Raw genomic sequence first — 17788 nt, 5'->3', positions numbered from 1 at the left:
TTTCATAAAACTTAATCCAAACTGAGTGTAATTTGACCATCATCGTCCAGACTGATATTATAATCTGCTAGATCAGTACCAGCTTCTGAGTTGGATTCATTCACTTCAATTTCTTCAGGTATAACCTCAATTGGTTCTTCATACGGAAGTGATTCCAATAAATTCACCTGTTTCAATTTATCTGTTGTCAATTGATTTCCTAAAGCCTTAATTCCTTTCACGGCAATAAACTGCTCCATATCAATCGTTTGGTTTTCTTTCTGAACACCTTTACTCTTGGCAAAAACCAATTCTGCTACAGGACGCCAGTCAGTAGAAACAATTTCCAATTGCGATTTTTCATGTTCTGAGATAAAGATTTCCTCTTTATTTTCATTTTCAACTAAGAAACGTTTAATGAAATAACGTTCTTTTTCACCATCATAATAAATTGCCGAAATTGGTTTTTTAGGATGCCATTTTTCTAGAATAATCATATCCTCATCAAAATGCGTCGTTAACTCCGGAATAATCGTTTTTAATTTTCCGGATTGATTGATGATTAACAAACGATCGTTAGGTCGGAATTCTCCTAACAATTCCCCTCTTCCATCCACATTCAAACGCTGAACGGTATCATCAAACCAAACCTTACGCGGACGTAAAGTCGATATTCCTTTCTCTTTCAGTTCAATTTTCTTGATTGGATATTTTGAAACTGTATTTCCTTTAGAAGCACGACCTTTGATAGCAATATCGGCAAAATCCAAATCCCATTTCAATTTCTTCACACTTCCCACCTGACGTAGCAAAATGGTAACTACTTCGGCTTCACCATTTGGATTATGAGAAAAATACAATACTTGAGAACCCGGTTTCTCCTGAGTCAAATCATACGCTTTATCGCGAGTCACACCTGAAACATTGAAACGTTTTATAAACGACGAACCTGATTTCCCATCACGATAAATCATATTGTATATGGTTCGCTTATCGTTCTTGTCGAAGACAGCAATATGGATAATATCTTTACCAATGAATTTTTTGTCGTCGACTTTCGTTACAACCATTTTACCATCTCTCAAGAATACAATCACATCATCAATATCCGAACAATCCGCTACATATTCATCTTTTTTCAAACCGGTTCCAATGAAACCTTCTTCGCGGTTTACGTATAACTTCGTGTTACGCAAAACAACTTTGGTTGCTTCGATAGTATCAAACGAACGCAATTCCGTTTGTCGTTCTCTTCCTTTACCGTATTTCTCTTTCAGTCTGGTAAAATAATCAATTGCAAATTCGATCAAATGAGCCAAATGATGTTTCACTTGTTCCATTTCTTCTTCGAGTTTAGCAATTTGTTCATCCGCTTTATCCGAGTCAAAACGGGTAATACGAATCATTGGAATTTGCGTTAGTTTCTGCAAATCCTCGTCAATTATATCTCTAACAAATGATTTTTTGAAAGGTTCGAAACGATTGTACATGTATTCGAATAACGATTCTTTATCGGAGTACAGTTTGAAATCGATGTACATTTCTTCTCGAATGAATATCTTTTCCAAAGTCGAGAAATGCCATTTGGTCTCCAATTCCTGCAATTGGATTTCCAACTCCTGACGCAACAAATCAACTGTTCTGTTCGTCGATATTTTCAACATATCCGACACACCAATAAACAATGGCTTGTTGTCTTCAATAACACATCCCAAAGGCGCTAACGATGTTTCACAACCTGTGAAAGCATATAAAGCATCAATCGTTTTATCCGGAGACACTCCCGGCGGAAGATGAATTAAAATTTCAACATCAGCTGCGGTATTGTCTTCAATTTTCTTGATTTTGATTTTCCCTTTTTCATTCGCTTTCAAAATACTGTCAATCAATGATGATGTATTGGTTGAAAACGGAATTTGAGTAATTACCAACGTCTGTTTATCCAACTGGGAAATTTTGGCACGCACACGCACTCGTCCGCCGCGTAACCCATCATTATAATTGGAAACATCAGCAATACCAGCAGTAGGAAAATCAGGATATAATGTAAACGGTTTATTTTTTAAAATTTTGATCGATGCATCAATCAATTCATTGAAATTGTGTGGTAAAATTTTAGTGGATAAACCAACTGCAATACCTTCTCCACCTTGTGCTAATAACAAAGGAAATTTTACCGGAAGATTAATTGGTTCAGCACGACGACCATCATAGGATAATCCCCATTCGGTGATTTTTGGAGAATATAAAACTTCCAAAGCAAACTTACTCAAACGTGCCTCAATGTAACGTGATGCAGCTGCTCCGTCACCGGTTAAAATATTACCCCAGTTTCCCTGAGTATCAATTAATAAATCCTTTTGTCCAATTTGCACCATGGCATCACCAATACTGGCATCTCCGTGCGGATGGTATTGCATTGTATGACCGACCACGTTTGCCACTTTATTGTAACGGCCGTCATCCAACTCTTTCATAGAGTGCATGATACGACGTTGTACAGGTTTAAATCCGTCTTCAATAGCCGGAACAGCACGTTCCAAGATTACGTAAGATGCATAATCCAGAAACCAATCTTTATACATTCCAGTTACTTTCGTAATGGTAGCATCCGGATTTTCTTCGTCGTGTTCGTAAAAGTGTTCGCCTTCGAAAGATTTACTATCCACTGAAGGGATTTCTTCAGCATGATTTTCTTCTTGTGGCGTTAATTCTTCTTCGTTTATATTTTCGTTTTCTTCGCTCATAATTCAGTTAACACTTTTCAGTTAACAGTACTCAGTTTATTTATTTCGATTCAGAAATTACCAATCAAGTAATTTTAACTCGTCAACTCCTCTACAGTATCCAATTCCACTTTTAGGTTATTGATAATGAATTCCTGACGGTCTGGTGTGTTTTTACCCATGTAGAATTCCAATAATTTTTCAATGGAAGTCGCTTTATCCAGCATAACAGGATCCAATCGGATATCGTCACCAATAAAATGTTTGAACTCGTCTGGAGAAATTTCTCCCAATCCTTTGAATCGGGTGATTTCTGGTTTTGGTTTTAATTTATCTATGGCGACACGACGTTCTTCATCGCTGTAGCAGTAAATCGTTTCTTTTTTGTTTCGCACACGGAACAATGGCGTTTGTAAAATATACAAATGACCTTCTTTGATTAGTTCCGGAAAAAACTGTAAGAAAAAGGTAATCAAAAGTAAGCGAATGTGCATACCATCGACATCGGCATCGGTTGCAATTACGATATTATTGTAACGCAAATCTTCCATACTTTCTTCAATATCCAAAGCAGCCTGTAACAAGTTAAACTCTTCGTTTTCGTATACAATTTTCTTGGTCATTCCATACGAATTCAAAGGCTTACCACGCAAACTGAAAACCGCCTGTGTGTTCACATCACGGGATTTGGTAATCGATCCCGATGCCGAATCTCCCTCGGTAATAAAAAGGGTACTTTCCAAACTTCTTGGATTTTTGGCATCAGTTAAATGAACGCGGCAATCTCTAAGCTTTTTATTATGTAAACTTGCTTTCTTAGCACGTTCTTTGGCCAATTTGCGAATACCTGACAATTCTTTGCGTTCGCGTTCTGCTTGAAGGATTTTGCGCAATAGTAAATCGGCTACTTCCGGATTTTTATGTAAGAAGTTGTCTAATTTAGTTTTGATAAAATCGTTGATAAACGTACGAACAGAAAGTGCATTAGGTCCCATTTCGGTAGAACCTAATTTCGTTTTGGTTTGTGATTCGAAAACCGGCTCTTCCACTTTTACTGAAATCGCGGAAACAATAGATTTACGAATATCCGAAGCCTCAAACGGTTTATTGTAAAACTCTTTAATTGTTCGAACAATCGCTTCACGGAAAGCACCCAAGTGCGTACCTCCCTGAGTCGTATTCTGACCATTCACAAACGAATAATATTCCTCAGAGTACTGAGTTTTACTGTGAGTCATCGCAATTTCGATGTCATCACCCAAAAGATGAATGATTGGGTATACCATATCTTCTTCTGAAATGGTTTCCTCCAATAAATCCTTTAATCCATTATCGGAATAAAACTTTTCCCCATTATAAATTATTGTCAACCCTGTATTTAGATAACAGTAATTTTTCAACATTTTCACAATGTACTCGTTACGGTACTTGTAGTGTTTGAAGATCGTATCATCGGCTACGAAAGAAACTTTAGTTCCTTTGCGTTTCGTTGTTTCAACTACATCTTCTTCTATAGTTAAATTACCAGCAGAGAATTCAGCTGCTTTTTGCTGATTGTCACGTACCGATTCAACTCGAAAATAAGTTGAAAGTGCATTCACAGCCTTCGTACCTACCCCATTCAAACCAACTGATTTTTTGAAGGCTTTGGAGTCATACTTTCCTCCGGTATTCATTTTGGATACAACATCCACCACTTTCCCCAAAGGAATACCACGACCATAATCACGAACAGTTACCATTTTATCCTTTACGGTAACTTCGATTGTTTTCCCTGCACCCATTACGAATTCGTCAATACAGTTATCGAGGACTTCCTTCAATAAAATATAAATACCGTCATCAGGTGATGAACCATCACCTAATTTTCCGATGTACATCCCCGGTCGCATACGGATATGTTCTTTCCAGTCGAGAGAACGGATATTGTCTTCGGTATATTGATTTTGCTCTAGCATTTTGAAAATTATCGATTTTGCGCTAATATATAGTAAATCCAATAGATATAAAATAGGTCAACCATAAAGTTATCGACAAAGAAGCAAGTAGTACTTATTAACACTTCATTTCTCATAAATATTATTTTCACAAAAAATTAACATTACATTTTTATTTATATTAGCATCAAATTAAACGAACTAAAACAATGAAAAAAGTATTAACTATTATGTTATTATTTTTTGGGGTATGTATAGGATATTCCCAAAAATTAGTTACCGGAACGGTAAACGACAATAACGGTCAGCCAGTGGTAGGCGCCAATATTGTAGAAAAAGGCTCTTCTAACGGAACAACCACAGATTATGAAGGAAAATTCAAAATCAATGTAACCAATTCCAACTCTGTTTTGACTATTTCATCTTTGGGGTACAAAAAAATGGAAGTTAGTGCAAGCCAAAGTCCGATAGTTGTAAGTTTGGAAGAAGACGGTGTGCTTTTGGACGAAGTTACAATTCAAGCTGTAGGTTCAAGAAATACGAAACGAACTATTATTGACTCACCTGTAGCAGTAGACGTAATCAATATGCAGGATGTTGTTACTAAAACGGGACAAATTGAGGTAAATGCTTTGCTTCAGTATTTAGCGCCGTCATTCAATGCAAGTAAACAATCTGGATCGGATGGTGCTGACCACGTTGACCCTGCTACTTTGAGAGGTTTAGGACCAGATCAAACATTAGTTTTAATTAACGGTAAAAGACGCCACCAATCTTCATTGGTTAACCTTTTCGGTTCAAGAGGTCGTGGTAATACAGGAACCGATATGAATGCCATTCCTGCAGCTGCCATTAAACGTATTGAAATCTTAAGAGACGGTGCTTCTGCACAATATGGTTCCGATGCGATTGCCGGTGTAATCAATATTGTATTAAAAGATAATGTTGAAGAATTCAATGGAAATGTAACCTATGGTACATACAACTCTAAAACTCCTTATGGTGACGACGATATCAAATCGGATGGTTTTGATGGACAAACCGTTCAGGTAAATGGAAATTATGGGTTCAAGCTAGGCGATAAAGGCTTTTTAAATGCTACATTAGACGCATCGAAAAAAGACCATACGAATCGACCAGCCAATTCAGACAAATACGATATCTACAGAAATCAGTTTGGAGATGCAGCTGCTAAAAACGGAACTGTATTTTTGAACGGTTCTTACAATGTAGGCGATAATTCAAGTATTTATGCTTTCGGAGGTATTGGTTTAAGAGATTCTGATGCGTATGCTTTTACAAGAACTGCAGACAGTCCGAGAAATATTCCAGCGATCTACCCTAACGGCTTCGATCCAATAATCGGTACAAAAATAACCGATGCATCAATTTCTGCTGGTTTTAAAACTAAAATTGCGAATTGGGATGTAGACTTCAACAATACTTATGGAAACAATCATTTCAAATATGATATTCACAACACTTTAAATGCTTCATTAGAAGAAAATTCACCTACTTCATTTGATGCTGGTGGACATTCACTATCACAAAATACAACAGGTGTACATTTTACCAGAAATTTTGATAGTGTTTTAAAAGGGATGAACTTTGCTTTTGGTGCTGAATACCGTACCGAAAACTTTAAAATTTTTGCAGGAGAAGAAGCTTCTTATGCTTTATACGATGTTAACGGAGATTTAGTAACTGAAGATACAGATCCAGCGGATTATGTTGTTGATGGTAACGGTGATCCAAGACCAGGCGGATCTCAAGGATTTCCAGGATACAGCCCAGACAATGAAGTAGATAAATCAAGAAGCAACTTTGCTGCCTATGTTGATACTGAATTCGATTTTAACGATAATGTAAATTTAGCAGTAGCTGTACGTTATGAAAATTATAGCGATTTCGGTTCAACTTGGAATGCTAAAATTGCACAACGCATCAAGCTAACCAAAGATTTTTCAATGCGTTATTCAATGAGTACTGGATTTAGAGCTCCTTCATTAGCTCAAAAATACTACAACTTAAAATTCACAGACTATATCAGTGGAGTACCATCTGAAACCTTATTAGCTTCGAACGATAGCGAAATTACTAAAGCATTCGGAATTGACGAGTTGAAAGAAGAAAAAGCGTTTAATGCCAGTTTAGGTTTCACTTACAAAAGAGGAAAATTCACAGGTACAGTTGATGGTTATTTTGTAGATATTCAAGACCGTGTGGTTTTAACTGGTCAATTTGACGGAAGCGGTATACCAGGTCAGAATGTGGCCAATGTACAATTCTTTGCCAATGCTTTGAATACTCAAACTGTTGGTGTTGATTTTGTATTAAGCTATGATGAGAAATTCGGGAACAGTTCTCTAGGAACTTCTTTCATTGGTAATATCAACAAAATGAGTATTGGTAATATCGGTGGTGGAACTGGATTGGATCAAGAAACACTATTCGGAAGAAGAGAACAAAACTTCTTATTGGCTTCAGCCCCTGAAAGTAAATTTGGTTTAAGTTTCAACTATAACTACAATAAAAAATTCAATGCTAACGTAAGATTTACTCGTTTTGGTGCAGTTGAATTAGTAGATTGGTTAGATACAATCGATTATTACGGAGGAAAAATCGTTACCGACGTTTCGATAAATCAAGAAATTACCAAAAATTTCAATGTAACATTAGGAGTTAACAACTTGTTGAATGTTTATCCAGATATTCAAGATACAGAAACAGAAACCGGAGGTAACTTCGACTCTGTACAAATGGGTTCTAATGGTACTTATGGATTTGTACGATTAGGAGTTAAATTCTAATCCATTTGAAAGACAAAAAAAAAGCCGCTCAATGAGCGGCTTTTTAATTTCTATAATGATCCAAAATACCGGTATCTGTAGTTGTCCAAAAAGCTGCTTTTTGGTCGGACGCTTTTAATGCATTATTAGCCCAAGTGTTACACGTATGAAATAAGCTATAACTACCTTTTGCTTCATAAAAAGCATCGTTTTTACCATATACAGCATTCGTATTTATAAACTTATACTGCTCTGATTCGGTTACAAATGAATCATTAATAAATGCAACTAATTTCTGGTACTCCGATTGAGAAACCACTAAACGTCTGCAATTTGAATTCTCTTTTAAACTTTTATAAAATGTGGCATGAATTGCCGAAGTACTCAATCCAGAAGCCGCTTTGAAGGCAGTTGAAAATTTCAAATCATTCCATGTTGGTGTTTCCAAATAAAACCCTTTATCTCCCCATCCAAAAGCCACCCACTGAGCAGTCGAATCTTTCGTTATCGTGTTTTCAAATTTTACTTTTTGACTCCAATCGTACAATTCATTTTTCACTGGAAGAACAATATCCGTATGCACACCATTTGAAAGTATATAAATTGGTATAGTTTTTCCTTCGGTTGAAATATTTGAATTCACAGGTATTTTAGGTAGCAAAAAAGCACCTAAAATATAAATTAGTAGAAACCCTACAAAACCCAATACCAGTTTTAGAAGGAATTTTGCCACTTTTATAATTTTCACCATTATATATCTTTATTAAATTTATGGAATGGCGATTTCTTACTGAGTTCCATATACTTTTTAAACTCCCTTCTGGACGGTGAGAGGATGAATTTTGTTGAATCAATTTTCTTGGATTTAACTTTTGTTATAGAATCAAATTGATCTAAATCACTCAAATCACCTATATATTCGATTGCAACCGATTTTTTATCAAATCGCACAATTTTTGCTTTCCAAAAAACTGAATCCTTTTCATTTAAAATAAGACAATTCCCAACTCTTTTCATTTTCTGCCTATCTGAAAAACCAAAAAGGGTATTAACGTTAATATCTGACAATTCGATAGAATCACCAACGAATTTATAATCAAATTGAAACTCAGCATCATTTTTGGAAATGAATTTATCTTTGGTGACATGGAATTCCACTTTTAATGAATCCAGTAAGTTTTTATGAAATCTGTAGGTATCAAAATGCTTGGTTACAATCTGATCTTTGGTAACCTCCAAGAAAAAATTTTCATTAATACAGTAGGATCCAAAAAACCTAGAAGGGATTTTCGATAATTCGGAATCATTTACCGGTTGGGGTTTTTCAAAGTATAAATCGAAGCTTTCTGTCGGTTCTGACAAATAATTTTTACAAGACAAAAAAGGCAATACGAGCAACACCAAAAAAAATTGACATTTCATAGGGAATAGTTTACAATTGGAAATCAAAAATTGAGCCAAAAAAAAGCGAAACCACTAGGTTTCGCTCAAATATCTTTGTATCAAATAGTTTGATTTACACATTAAATCGGAAGTGCATCACATCTCCATCTTTAACCACATATTCTTTTCCTTCTACTCTTAATTTTCCGGCTTCTTTCACTTTCGCTTCCGAACCGAAGTTGGAGTAATCTTCAAAAGCAATAACTTCAGCACGGATAAATCCTTTTTCAAAATCAGTATGGATTACACCGGCAGCTTTTGGAGCTGTATCACCAATATTGATAGTCCAAGCACGAACTTCTTTCACACCTGCAGTAAAATACGTCTGAAGGTTTAATAATTTGTAAGCTGCACGAATTAATACAGAAGAACCTGGTTCTTTTAAACCTAAATCTTCTAAAAACATTTGACGCTCTTCGTATGTTTCCAATTCTGTGATATCTGCTTCAGTACCTACTGCTAAAACAATGATTTCAGCATTTTCATCCTTCACCAATTCACGAACCTGCTCCACATAAGCATTTCCGGTTGCAGCCGAACCTTCATCCACGTTACAAACGTACAATACTGGTTTTGCAGTAATCAACTGGAAGCTTTCCATTAAAACTTCTTCATCTTGGTTTTGAGGAACAACAGTACGCGCTGATTTAGCTTGTAGTAATGCATCTTTAATTCTATTCAATAAAGCTTGTTCAGCCTGAGCTTCTTTATTACCGGTTTTTGCAGCTCGGTTTACTTTTTCCAAACGTTTTTCAATCGTTTCCAAATCTTTCAACTGCAATTCAATATCAATCGTTTCTTTGTCGCGAATAGGGTTTACATTCCCATCTACGTGCACAATATTGTCATTATCAAAACAACGCAAAACGTGAATAATAGCATTACACTCGCGGATATTCCCAAGGAACTGATTCCCTAAACCTTCTCCTTTACTCGCTCCTTTCACTAACCCTGCAATATCTACGATATCTACAGTTGCCATCTGTACACGCTCAGGTTTCACTAATTCTTCCAAACGGTTGATTCTTGGATCTGGAACGTTTACCACACCTATATTAGGTTCAATCGTACAAAACGGGAAGTTAGCACTTTGTGCTTTTGCATTAGATAAACAATTAAAAAGAGTGGATTTTCCTACGTTTGGCAATCCTACGATACCTGCTTTCATTATTCTGATTTTTAAAAGTGTGCAAATATAGGTTAAAAGTTGTAAAGTCTCAAAGTGATACAATCAATCTAAGATTAAAACAAAAAAATGCAAATTGAGATAAATCCCGTTAGACAAAATTTTTAATGAATCCTAAAATAAATAGAAATACAAATAATGTAAAAACCAATTCATAGTAATCTATCCAATAGTAAAAGACAGAATAGATGTACGTTTTATTATCATTCTGTTTATTTTCAAGAACAATTATTTCCTCGTTTACTTCAAAATTAGTAACTAATCTGAGTTCACCCTGATCGTACCTTATCGTATCATTGTTTTTATAATACTCCACATTAGGAATGTCTCTCTTAATAGCCACATAACTTCCTCCATTTATTTTTCCAGCACTTGAAACTTTTGAATGAATCTTTTCTAATCCGATTACTTTCCCAGGGTAGAAATTATAATTATTCAAATTCATAATTTTGAAATAAAAAAATCCTATTAAAACCACTGCTGTGGAGAATAGGATTGAATGCAATCGTATAAATTTTCTCAATGGGTGCACCATTGAGTTATTCATTATGTAAAAATGCCTGTCGGTTCAGTAATGTTTCTTCATCCTCAACATGATTATCATCGGGAACGCAACAATCTACCGGACAAACAGCTGCACACTGTGGTTCTTCATGAAAACCTTTACATTCGGTACATTTACCTGGAACAATATAGTAAATATCGTCCGAAACTGGGGTTTGCGCTGCATCAGCATCGATTTCGGTACCATCCGGTAAAATGATTTTACCACTTAAAGAAGTACCGTCTTTCCAACGCCAATCATCAGCGCCTTCATAAATTGCAGTATTTGGACATTCCGGTTCGCAAGCACCACAATTGATGCACTCATCTGTTATTATAATTGCCATATCGTTTCTGCTTTATGCCTTAAGCTATAAGCTATAAGCTGTTAAAATGATTTTAAAATAAAAAGGTTATAGCATATTGCATACGGCTTAATGCTAAAAAACTTATTTTTGCACAAAATTACAATGTAAACCACACATACGCAAAAAACAAATGCTACAAAAAGACAAAATACATGCCTTTATTGAATTAGGAAAGTTTTTACGTCAGTTTCAATTGGAAAATTCGGTAAAAGCTAACGATGTAAAACAGAACGATCAATACTTTGAGCGCTTTGTTTCATTGATTGAATTATCACAGTCGCATAACGGTTGGTTTACGCCCGAACAAGTGTATTATTCGATCAATTCATGGGCAGAAGCATTAACAGAAGCTAATTTAAGTACATGGGTTGCACCCTATGATTTTTCAAAAACAAATGTCAAAACAGTTGGATTAATTTTAGCAGGAAACATTCCATTGGTTGGTTTTCATGATTTTTTATCCGTTTTGATAAGCGGACACAAAGTGCTTATTAAAACTTCATCTAACGATCAGCATTTATTACCGTTTTTAGCCAATTACCTTATTGAAATACAACCTGAATTAAAGCAATTTATTGTATTTACTGAAGGCAAACTGGAAAATTTTGATGCTGTGATTGCTACCGGAAGTAATAATACCGCACGTTATTTCGAATATTATTTCAAGGACAAACCAAGTATTATACGTAAAAATCGGAATTCGGTTGCTGTTTTAAACGGGAATGAAACCAAAGAAGATTTAACCAATCTGGGCGAGGATATTTTCCGTTATTTCGGATTGGGTTGCCGAAATGTTTCCAAGCTATTTGTACCCAAAGGATACGATTTTAAAAATTTCTTTGAAGCCATTTTTGTGTATCAGGATATCATCAAATATGAAAAATACGCCAACAATTACGATTACAACAAAGCGGTTTTTCTAATGAGTCTTTATCAGTTGTTGGATAATGGTTTCATTACCATAAAAGAAGACACTAGTTACGCCTCTCCTATTTCTTCGGTTTTTTATGAATTCTATGAAAATATTGAAGATGTCAAAACTAGATTGCAAAACGATGTTGATTCGATACAATGTATTGTGTCAAATGGCTTAATTGACAACAGCATTGCCTTTGGACAAACACAAAAGCCAAAACTTTGGGATTATGCAGATAATGTCGATACATTGGATTTTCTTTTGAATTTATAACAAACGAAAACGTTTTCGTTAATAAACTAAAGCCTAATGTTAACAACAATTAGGCTTTTTTTGAACACTTTTCACGAAATTTGTGTTTTTCTTTTAAAATACAACAAACAACACAATGAAAAAACACAATTACAGTGCTGGTCCATGTATTCTTCCACAGGAAGTTTTTGAAAAATCAGCACAAGCTATTCTCAATTTTAACAATCTTGATTTATCTATTTTAGAGATTTCCCACCGAAGCAAAGATTTTGTAGCAGTGATGGAGGAAGCCAGAGCATTGGTACTTGAACTTTTAGGATTAGAGAATAAAGGATATCAAGCCTTATTTTTACACGGGGGTGCAAGTTTAGAATTCTTAATGGTTCCTTATAATTTAATGAAAGAGAACGGAAAAGCCGCGTATCTTGATACGGGAACATGGGCAAGTGGTGCCATTAAAGAAGCAAAACATTTTGGCGAAACAGTTGTAGTAGCCTCTTCCAAAGCAGAAAATTACAATCACATTCCTAAAAATTATACCTTACCTAGTGATGCCGATTATTTTCATTGTACAAGCAACAATACTATTTTTGGAACTCAAATGAGAGAATTTCCAAAATTGGATATACCAGTGGTTTGTGATATGAGTTCGGATATCTTTTCAAGAAGTATGGATTTTTCTCAATTTGATTTGATTTATGCCGGAGCTCAGAAAAACATGGGACCAGCTGGAGCGACTTTAGTTGTAGTTAAAGAAGAAATTCTGGGTAAAACCGGGCGTTATATTCCTTCAATGTTGGATTACCAACAACATATCGACAAAGAGAGTATGTACAATACTCCACCCGTATTCCCTATCTATGCCTCATTACTTACCTTGCAATGGTTGAAGAATTTAGGTGGAATCAAAGCTATAGAGAAAATCAATGAAGCTAAAGCCAATTTACTCTATACTGAAATCGACAGAAATCCGTTATTCAAAGGAACCGCCAATACACAAGACCGAAGCAATATGAATGCAACTTTTGTATTGAATGACGAAAGTCATGCCGAAGCCTTTGACAAACTTTGGAAAGCCGCAGGAATCTCCGGATTGACAGGACACCGATCGGTTGGTGGTTACCGAGCATCGATGTACAATGCCTTACCTTTAGAAAGTGTACAGGTTTTAGTTGATGTCATGAAAGAATTGGAAAATAACATATAATTAGCCCCGATGGAAACGGCATCCTTTTACTTAAGCCATTGAGGAACTCAAAATGGCTCAAGTAAAAGATACAGTGGACAGCGGGAAATAGCTCCTAAATAAATAATTACAATGAAAATTTTAGCAAACGACGGTATTTCAAAAAGCGGTGTTACGCATTTGGAAAACGCCGGATTTGAAGTTATTACAACAAAAGTGGCTCAGGAACAAGTAGCCAACTATATAAACACCCATCAGATTGCCGTATTATTGGTACGCAGTGCCACTAAGGTCAGAAAAGACATTATCGATGCTTGTCCGTCTTTAAAAATCATTGGACGTGGTGGTGTAGGTATGGACAATATCGATGTAGATTATGCCATTTCAAAAGACATTCAGGTAATCAATACCCCTGCTTCATCTTCTAACTCGGTAGCGGAATTGGTATTTGCTCATTTGTTTAGTGGAGTACGTTTTCTACATGATTCCAATAGAAACATGCCTTTGGAAGGCGATAGTAATTTTGACGGTTTAAAGAAAGCATATGCTAACGGAATTGAGTTAAGAGGAAAAACCATTGGTATTATTGGTTTTGGAAGAATTGGACAGGCGGTTGCCAAAATGGCCTTAGGTTTAGGAATGAAAGTAATTGCATCCGACAGTTTTGTAGGGAAGGCACAAATACGCGTTGAATTTTACAACGATCAATTTATCGATTTAGAGATTTCAACCGAGCCTGTTGAAGAATTACTGAAACATTCCGACTTCATTACACTACATGTTCCTTCGCAAGATGGCTATTTAATTGCAAAAAAGGAATTCGAAATCATGAAAGACGGAGTAGGAATTATCAACTGTTCCCGAGGTGGAATTATTAATGAAGTTGATTTGATTGAAGCATTGGATAGTAAAAAAGTAGCTTTCGCTGGATTGGATGTATTTCAAGACGAACCTACTCCGGCTGTACAGATTTTGATGCATCCACAAATATCAATGACTCCTCATATCGGAGCAGCAACTGTTGAAGCTCAAGATAGAATCGGAACCGAATTGGCCGAGCAAATTATAACATTATTAAAACACGAAATCTAAAATTATTTCTTACATTTATGTCTTACTAACTAAAAGACAATTAAGAAATTATGGCTGGATTAATGGATTTATTAAATAGTGATTTAGGCAAACAAATTGTAGCTACTGTAGGTCAACAGGCAGGTACATCGGAAACTGAAACTTCTTCTGTTTTAACATCAGCATTACCTGCATTGGTCAATGCAATGCAAAGTAACGCATCTTCAGAAGAAGGAGCCGGAGGATTGCTTGGTGCACTTATGGGCGGAAAGCATGATGGCGGGTTATTGGATAATTTAGGAGGATTACTAGGAGGTGGCGGAGTTGATGTTGAAGATGGAGGCAAGATTCTTGGTCACGTTTTGGGAGGAAATCAAACCAGTGTTGAAAATGCATTAAGTCAAAATACTGGAGTAAGTACTGATAAAATCGGAATGATATTGAAAATAGCAGCTCCACTTTTAATGTCGTTTCTTGCAAGCAAAGCCAAAAGCTCTAATGTGCAGAACGGAACTGATTTAGGTGGATTGCTTGGCGGATTGCTTGGCGGAAACAACACGGAAACAGCTGCAATACCTTCTGGAGGTGGCTCTATTTTAACATCTGTATTGGATCAAGATGGAGATGGTCAGTTAGGTGTAGGTGATGCCGTAGCGGCAGCAACAAAAAAAGGAGGCTTAGGCGGACTTTTAAGTAGTATATTCGGAAGAAAATAATAATAACCAAACCACGCTATTCATAGCGTGGTTTTTTACTATTTTACGATTATGAGAACTTTAGTGATACTAATGGTAGTGGTACTGAGTTTGGTTTCATGTAATACAAAAGCTCAAATCACCGCAAACAACGAAGTTGCCAATGCTAAAGTCATTAAGGGCGACACGGTTAAAATTGCCAACGATGCAATAGAGTATTCTGTATATATCATTGATCCAGGATTCACTCATTGGTTACAATCTCGATCTTTTGCTCGAGGTTATCATAGTGAAATCTTTCTAGAAAATAAAAATCGTTGGTATGTTGAGGAATGGAACAGAAGAGTTTTACAACCCCAACGTTATGATTCTAAACTCTATGAAATGCAGATCAATTATGATCCAAGGATTCGATATGGATATGAAGTAAATTATCTGATTTATAATTATATGGTTTACTTTCAAAATACCTATAAACAAAACCTATTCGGTATTGTACCACCAAGGTAAATTTTTATATTTGCCTTATGAACAAATTAAAACAACGCTGGGGAATTACATCGAATTGGCAGTTGACCGTCATTTTTGTCGTTTTTGCCATCACCGGTTCTTCTAGTGTAATGGTTTCTAAACCTATATTGGATTTCTTTGGTATTGCCAAAGACAGTATGCCTTATATCTTGTATATTATCCTAAAGATTGTAATTGTATTGCCTGTATACCAAGTTCTTTTGGTAGGCTTCGGGTTTATATTTGGGCAGTTTAAATTCTTTTGGGAGTTCGAAAAGAAGATGCTGAAAGCTATGGGCTTAGGCTTCCTATTCAAAACATAAAAAAATCCCGAATTTTCGGGATTTTTCTTTTATTTACTATGTTTCTTATCTTGTAAGTACTCGTACAACCATGTGAGCGTAAAAGTGGGTACAAAATCTAATCCAATAATTATCTCCTCGATAAAAGCAATGGTACCTCCTATTTTACCCACGCTCCCTTTATACATCATAGATAAAGCGAAAGCAGCAATGGGAGCCCAGATTACATCAAATGCATCACCTACAATGGGAACTGCAAACGTAAGCATACCCAATGCATCAAATAGCAAACTGATAATCAACTTACCAGTTGTTGCCTGAGGTTTATAAGCAGAAACCTCTACCTGTACTTCTTTTGTCATTCCACAAAAAATTAAAGTTTATGCCTATATCGTATCAAAACAGATGCCAAATTACTTTTTCAGTTTGTCCTTGAATTCTTTTCGTACTTTTTCTACTTTCGGAGTAATTACGTAAGTACAATATGATTTTTCTTTATTTTGATTGTAATAATTTTGGTGGTAATCTTCGGCTACATAAAAAGTAGAGGCATCACTAACTTTAGTAACTACCTTCTTACCAAAGGTATTCTCATCGTTCAATAACTTTATATAGGCTGTTGCCAATTCCTTTTGTTGGGCATTTGTAGTAAATACTTCGCTTCGGTATTGGGAACCCACATCGGCACCTTGACGGTTGATGGTAGTTGGATCGTGTGTTGCAAAAAACACTTCCAACAATTCACCATAACTTATTTTGGTTGGATCAAATACAATCTTTACCGCTTCGGCGTGACCGGAATATCCAGAACACACTTCCTCGTAAGTCGGATTACTGGATTTGCCACCAATGTAACCTGGTTTAATACTTTCCACGCCGTTCAATTCCAAAAAAACAGCTTCGGTACACCAAAAACAGCCACCAGCAAAAATTGCGGTTTCTTTTCCATTGGAGATACCCATAGCTTGAGGTTCTATACTTTCCATAGATTTTGCTTTCGAATCACAACTCATTGTCATGAGAGATATTAAAGATAAAAAAAATGCTTTCATGATTACTCTTTTACCAAAATTAAAAAATTAGCGACTTGCCGTTTCGGTCTTAACGAAACTTTATCATTATATACGCAGATTATGCGCTCCCGGATTTTATAAAACCGAAAATCTTTGTTTCTTTGTAGAAATTCACACGAATGATCAAAGCAAGTAATATTCAAAAATACTACGACCAACTTCAGGTATTGAAAGGCGTAAATCTTCATATAAAGAAAGGCGAAATAGTTTCAATTGTTGGCGTATCAGGAGCAGGAAAAACCACATTGTTGCAAATCTTGGGCACCCTAGACAAACCTTCAAAAAACAGTAATGCTTTACTTGAGATAAATGGAGAAAACGTATTGAAAATGAATGACAAGGAACTTTCAAGGTTTCGTAATCTCAATTTAGGATTCATTTTTCAATTTCACCAATTATTACCCGAGTTTACCGCTTTAGAGAATGTGTGCATACCCGCTTTTATTGCCAATAAACCCAAAAAGGAAACGGAAGAAGAAGCCATTCGTTTATTGACGTATTTAGGTTTAGGCCATCGCATTCACCACAAACCCAATGAACTTTCAGGTGGTGAACAACAACGTGTAGCGGTAGCTCGTGCTCTGATTAACAAGCCCGCGGTTATTTTTGCCGATGAACCTTCCGGTAATTTAGACACTCATACCGCTGAAAACCTGCACCAACTGTTTTTCAAACTGAGAGATGAGTTTGGGCAAACCTTCGTCATTGTAACACACAATGAAGATTTAGCAAACATGGCCGATAGGAAACTAACTATGGTGGATGGTGATATCCGAAATGAATCGGTTAACCCTACAAAAGTTTTTGTATAA

Annotated in this window: 17 protein-coding genes; 8 read left to right on the top strand and 9 right to left on the bottom strand. The window is 35.9% G+C overall.

The genetic code is table 11. The annotated features are described in order from the left end of the window. Nucleotides 1-11: 11 nt before the first annotated feature. Together ACS8MM_RS01785 and ACS8MM_RS01780 are read right to left on the bottom strand one after the other, a co-directional pair. Complete coding sequence (locus ACS8MM_RS01785) at nucleotides 12-2726, bottom strand: DNA gyrase/topoisomerase IV subunit A (RefSeq protein ID WP_379712415.1); 2715 nt, start codon at nucleotides 2724-2726, stop codon at nucleotides 12-14. Between the two features lie 74 nt (nucleotides 2727-2800). Then, nucleotides 2801-4663, bottom strand: a complete 1863-nt coding sequence (locus ACS8MM_RS01780) for a DNA topoisomerase IV subunit B (protein ID WP_379712413.1) — start codon at nucleotides 4661-4663, stop codon at nucleotides 2801-2803. Nucleotides 4664-4851: 188 nt separating this feature from the next. Here ACS8MM_RS01780 and ACS8MM_RS01775 point away from each other — a divergent pair, with 188 nt between their 5' ends. Beyond that, on the top strand, nucleotides 4852-7452 hold the full coding sequence (locus ACS8MM_RS01775; protein ID WP_379712411.1) for a TonB-dependent receptor: 2601 nt from the start codon (nucleotides 4852-4854) through the stop codon (nucleotides 7450-7452). Nucleotides 7453-7495: 43 nt separating this feature from the next. Here ACS8MM_RS01775 and ACS8MM_RS01770 read toward each other — a convergent pair whose 3' ends face one another. The 5 genes from ACS8MM_RS01770 to ACS8MM_RS01750 form a co-directional block, all read right to left on the bottom strand. Then, nucleotides 7496-8182: a TIGR02117 family protein gene (locus tag ACS8MM_RS01770; RefSeq protein ID WP_379712409.1), complete on the bottom strand. Its 687-nt coding sequence runs from the start codon at nucleotides 8180-8182 to the stop codon at nucleotides 7496-7498. Continuing rightward, nucleotides 8182-8853, bottom strand: a complete 672-nt coding sequence (locus tag ACS8MM_RS01765) for a hypothetical protein (RefSeq protein WP_379712407.1) — start codon at nucleotides 8851-8853, stop codon at nucleotides 8182-8184. Before ACS8MM_RS01765 ends, ACS8MM_RS01770 begins: the two co-directional genes overlap by 1 nt. Nucleotides 8854-8947: 94 nt before the next feature. Then, nucleotides 8948-10042, bottom strand: a complete 1095-nt coding sequence (ychF, locus tag ACS8MM_RS01760) for a redox-regulated ATPase YchF (RefSeq protein WP_379712405.1) — start codon at nucleotides 10040-10042, stop codon at nucleotides 8948-8950. Between the two features lie 109 nt (nucleotides 10043-10151). After that, the gene (locus tag ACS8MM_RS01755) at nucleotides 10152-10565 is read right to left on the bottom strand and encodes a hypothetical protein (RefSeq protein ID WP_379712403.1); all 414 of its coding nucleotides are present in this window, start codon (nucleotides 10563-10565) and stop codon (nucleotides 10152-10154) included. 34 nt (nucleotides 10566-10599) lie between these two features. Then, nucleotides 10600-10950: a 4Fe-4S dicluster domain-containing protein gene (locus ACS8MM_RS01750; RefSeq protein WP_379712401.1), complete on the bottom strand. Its 351-nt coding sequence runs from the start codon at nucleotides 10948-10950 to the stop codon at nucleotides 10600-10602. 151 nt (nucleotides 10951-11101) lie between these two features. On the opposite strand from ACS8MM_RS01750, the gene ACS8MM_RS01745 reads away from it, so the two are divergent. The 6 genes from ACS8MM_RS01745 to ACS8MM_RS01720 all read left to right on the top strand — a co-directional run bounded on the left by ACS8MM_RS01745 (nucleotide 11102) and on the right by ACS8MM_RS01720 (nucleotide 15924). Continuing rightward, the gene (locus ACS8MM_RS01745) at nucleotides 11102-12160 is read left to right on the top strand and encodes an acyl-CoA reductase (protein WP_379712399.1); all 1059 of its coding nucleotides are present in this window, start codon (nucleotides 11102-11104) and stop codon (nucleotides 12158-12160) included. Between the two features lie 115 nt (nucleotides 12161-12275). Continuing rightward, nucleotides 12276-13346 carry a 3-phosphoserine/phosphohydroxythreonine transaminase gene (gene serC, locus ACS8MM_RS01740; RefSeq protein ID WP_379712397.1) on the top strand — a complete coding sequence of 357 codons (1071 nt, stop codon included), beginning with the start codon at nucleotides 12276-12278 and terminating at the stop codon, nucleotides 13344-13346. Between the two features lie 111 nt (nucleotides 13347-13457). Continuing rightward, nucleotides 13458-14417 (top strand): D-2-hydroxyacid dehydrogenase, encoded by a 960-nt coding sequence (locus ACS8MM_RS01735; protein ID WP_379712395.1) that lies wholly within the window; start codon nucleotides 13458-13460, stop codon nucleotides 14415-14417. A gap of 50 nt (nucleotides 14418-14467) precedes the next feature. Then, entirely contained in the window at nucleotides 14468-15112 is a 645-nt protein-coding gene (locus tag ACS8MM_RS01730) for a DUF937 domain-containing protein (RefSeq protein ID WP_379712393.1), read from the top strand. A gap of 51 nt (nucleotides 15113-15163) precedes the next feature. Beyond that, on the top strand, nucleotides 15164-15601 hold the full coding sequence (locus ACS8MM_RS01725; protein ID WP_379712391.1) for a DUF6146 family protein: 438 nt from the start codon (nucleotides 15164-15166) through the stop codon (nucleotides 15599-15601). A 17-nt stretch (nucleotides 15602-15618) separates the two neighbouring features. Continuing rightward, entirely contained in the window at nucleotides 15619-15924 is a 306-nt protein-coding gene (locus ACS8MM_RS01720; protein WP_379712389.1) for a DUF6787 family protein, read from the top strand. A 29-nt stretch (nucleotides 15925-15953) separates the two neighbouring features. Here ACS8MM_RS01720 and ACS8MM_RS01715 read toward each other — a convergent pair whose 3' ends face one another. Together ACS8MM_RS01715 and msrA are read right to left on the bottom strand one after the other, a co-directional pair. Next, nucleotides 15954-16265, bottom strand: coding sequence for a hypothetical protein (locus ACS8MM_RS01715; protein WP_379712387.1), 312 nt, complete (start codon nucleotides 16263-16265; stop codon nucleotides 15954-15956). Between the two features lie 51 nt (nucleotides 16266-16316). Further along, a complete protein-coding gene (msrA, locus tag ACS8MM_RS01710) occupies nucleotides 16317-16889 on the bottom strand; it encodes a peptide-methionine (S)-S-oxide reductase MsrA (RefSeq protein WP_379712385.1) in 573 nt (190 codons plus the stop codon). Between the two features lie 206 nt (nucleotides 16890-17095). Between msrA and ACS8MM_RS01705 the strand changes: the two genes are divergently transcribed. Beyond that, the gene (locus tag ACS8MM_RS01705; protein WP_379712383.1) at nucleotides 17096-17788 is read left to right on the top strand and encodes an ABC transporter ATP-binding protein; all 693 of its coding nucleotides are present in this window, start codon (nucleotides 17096-17098) and stop codon (nucleotides 17786-17788) included.

This window comes from Flavobacterium sp. MAHUQ-57, from assembly GCF_051908335.1.
In the GTDB taxonomy this organism is placed as follows: Bacteria; Bacteroidota; Bacteroidia; order Flavobacteriales; family Flavobacteriaceae; genus Flavobacterium.
The sequence above is the reverse complement of the archived record's forward strand: the minus strand, read 5'-3'. Positions and strand labels throughout refer to the sequence as shown.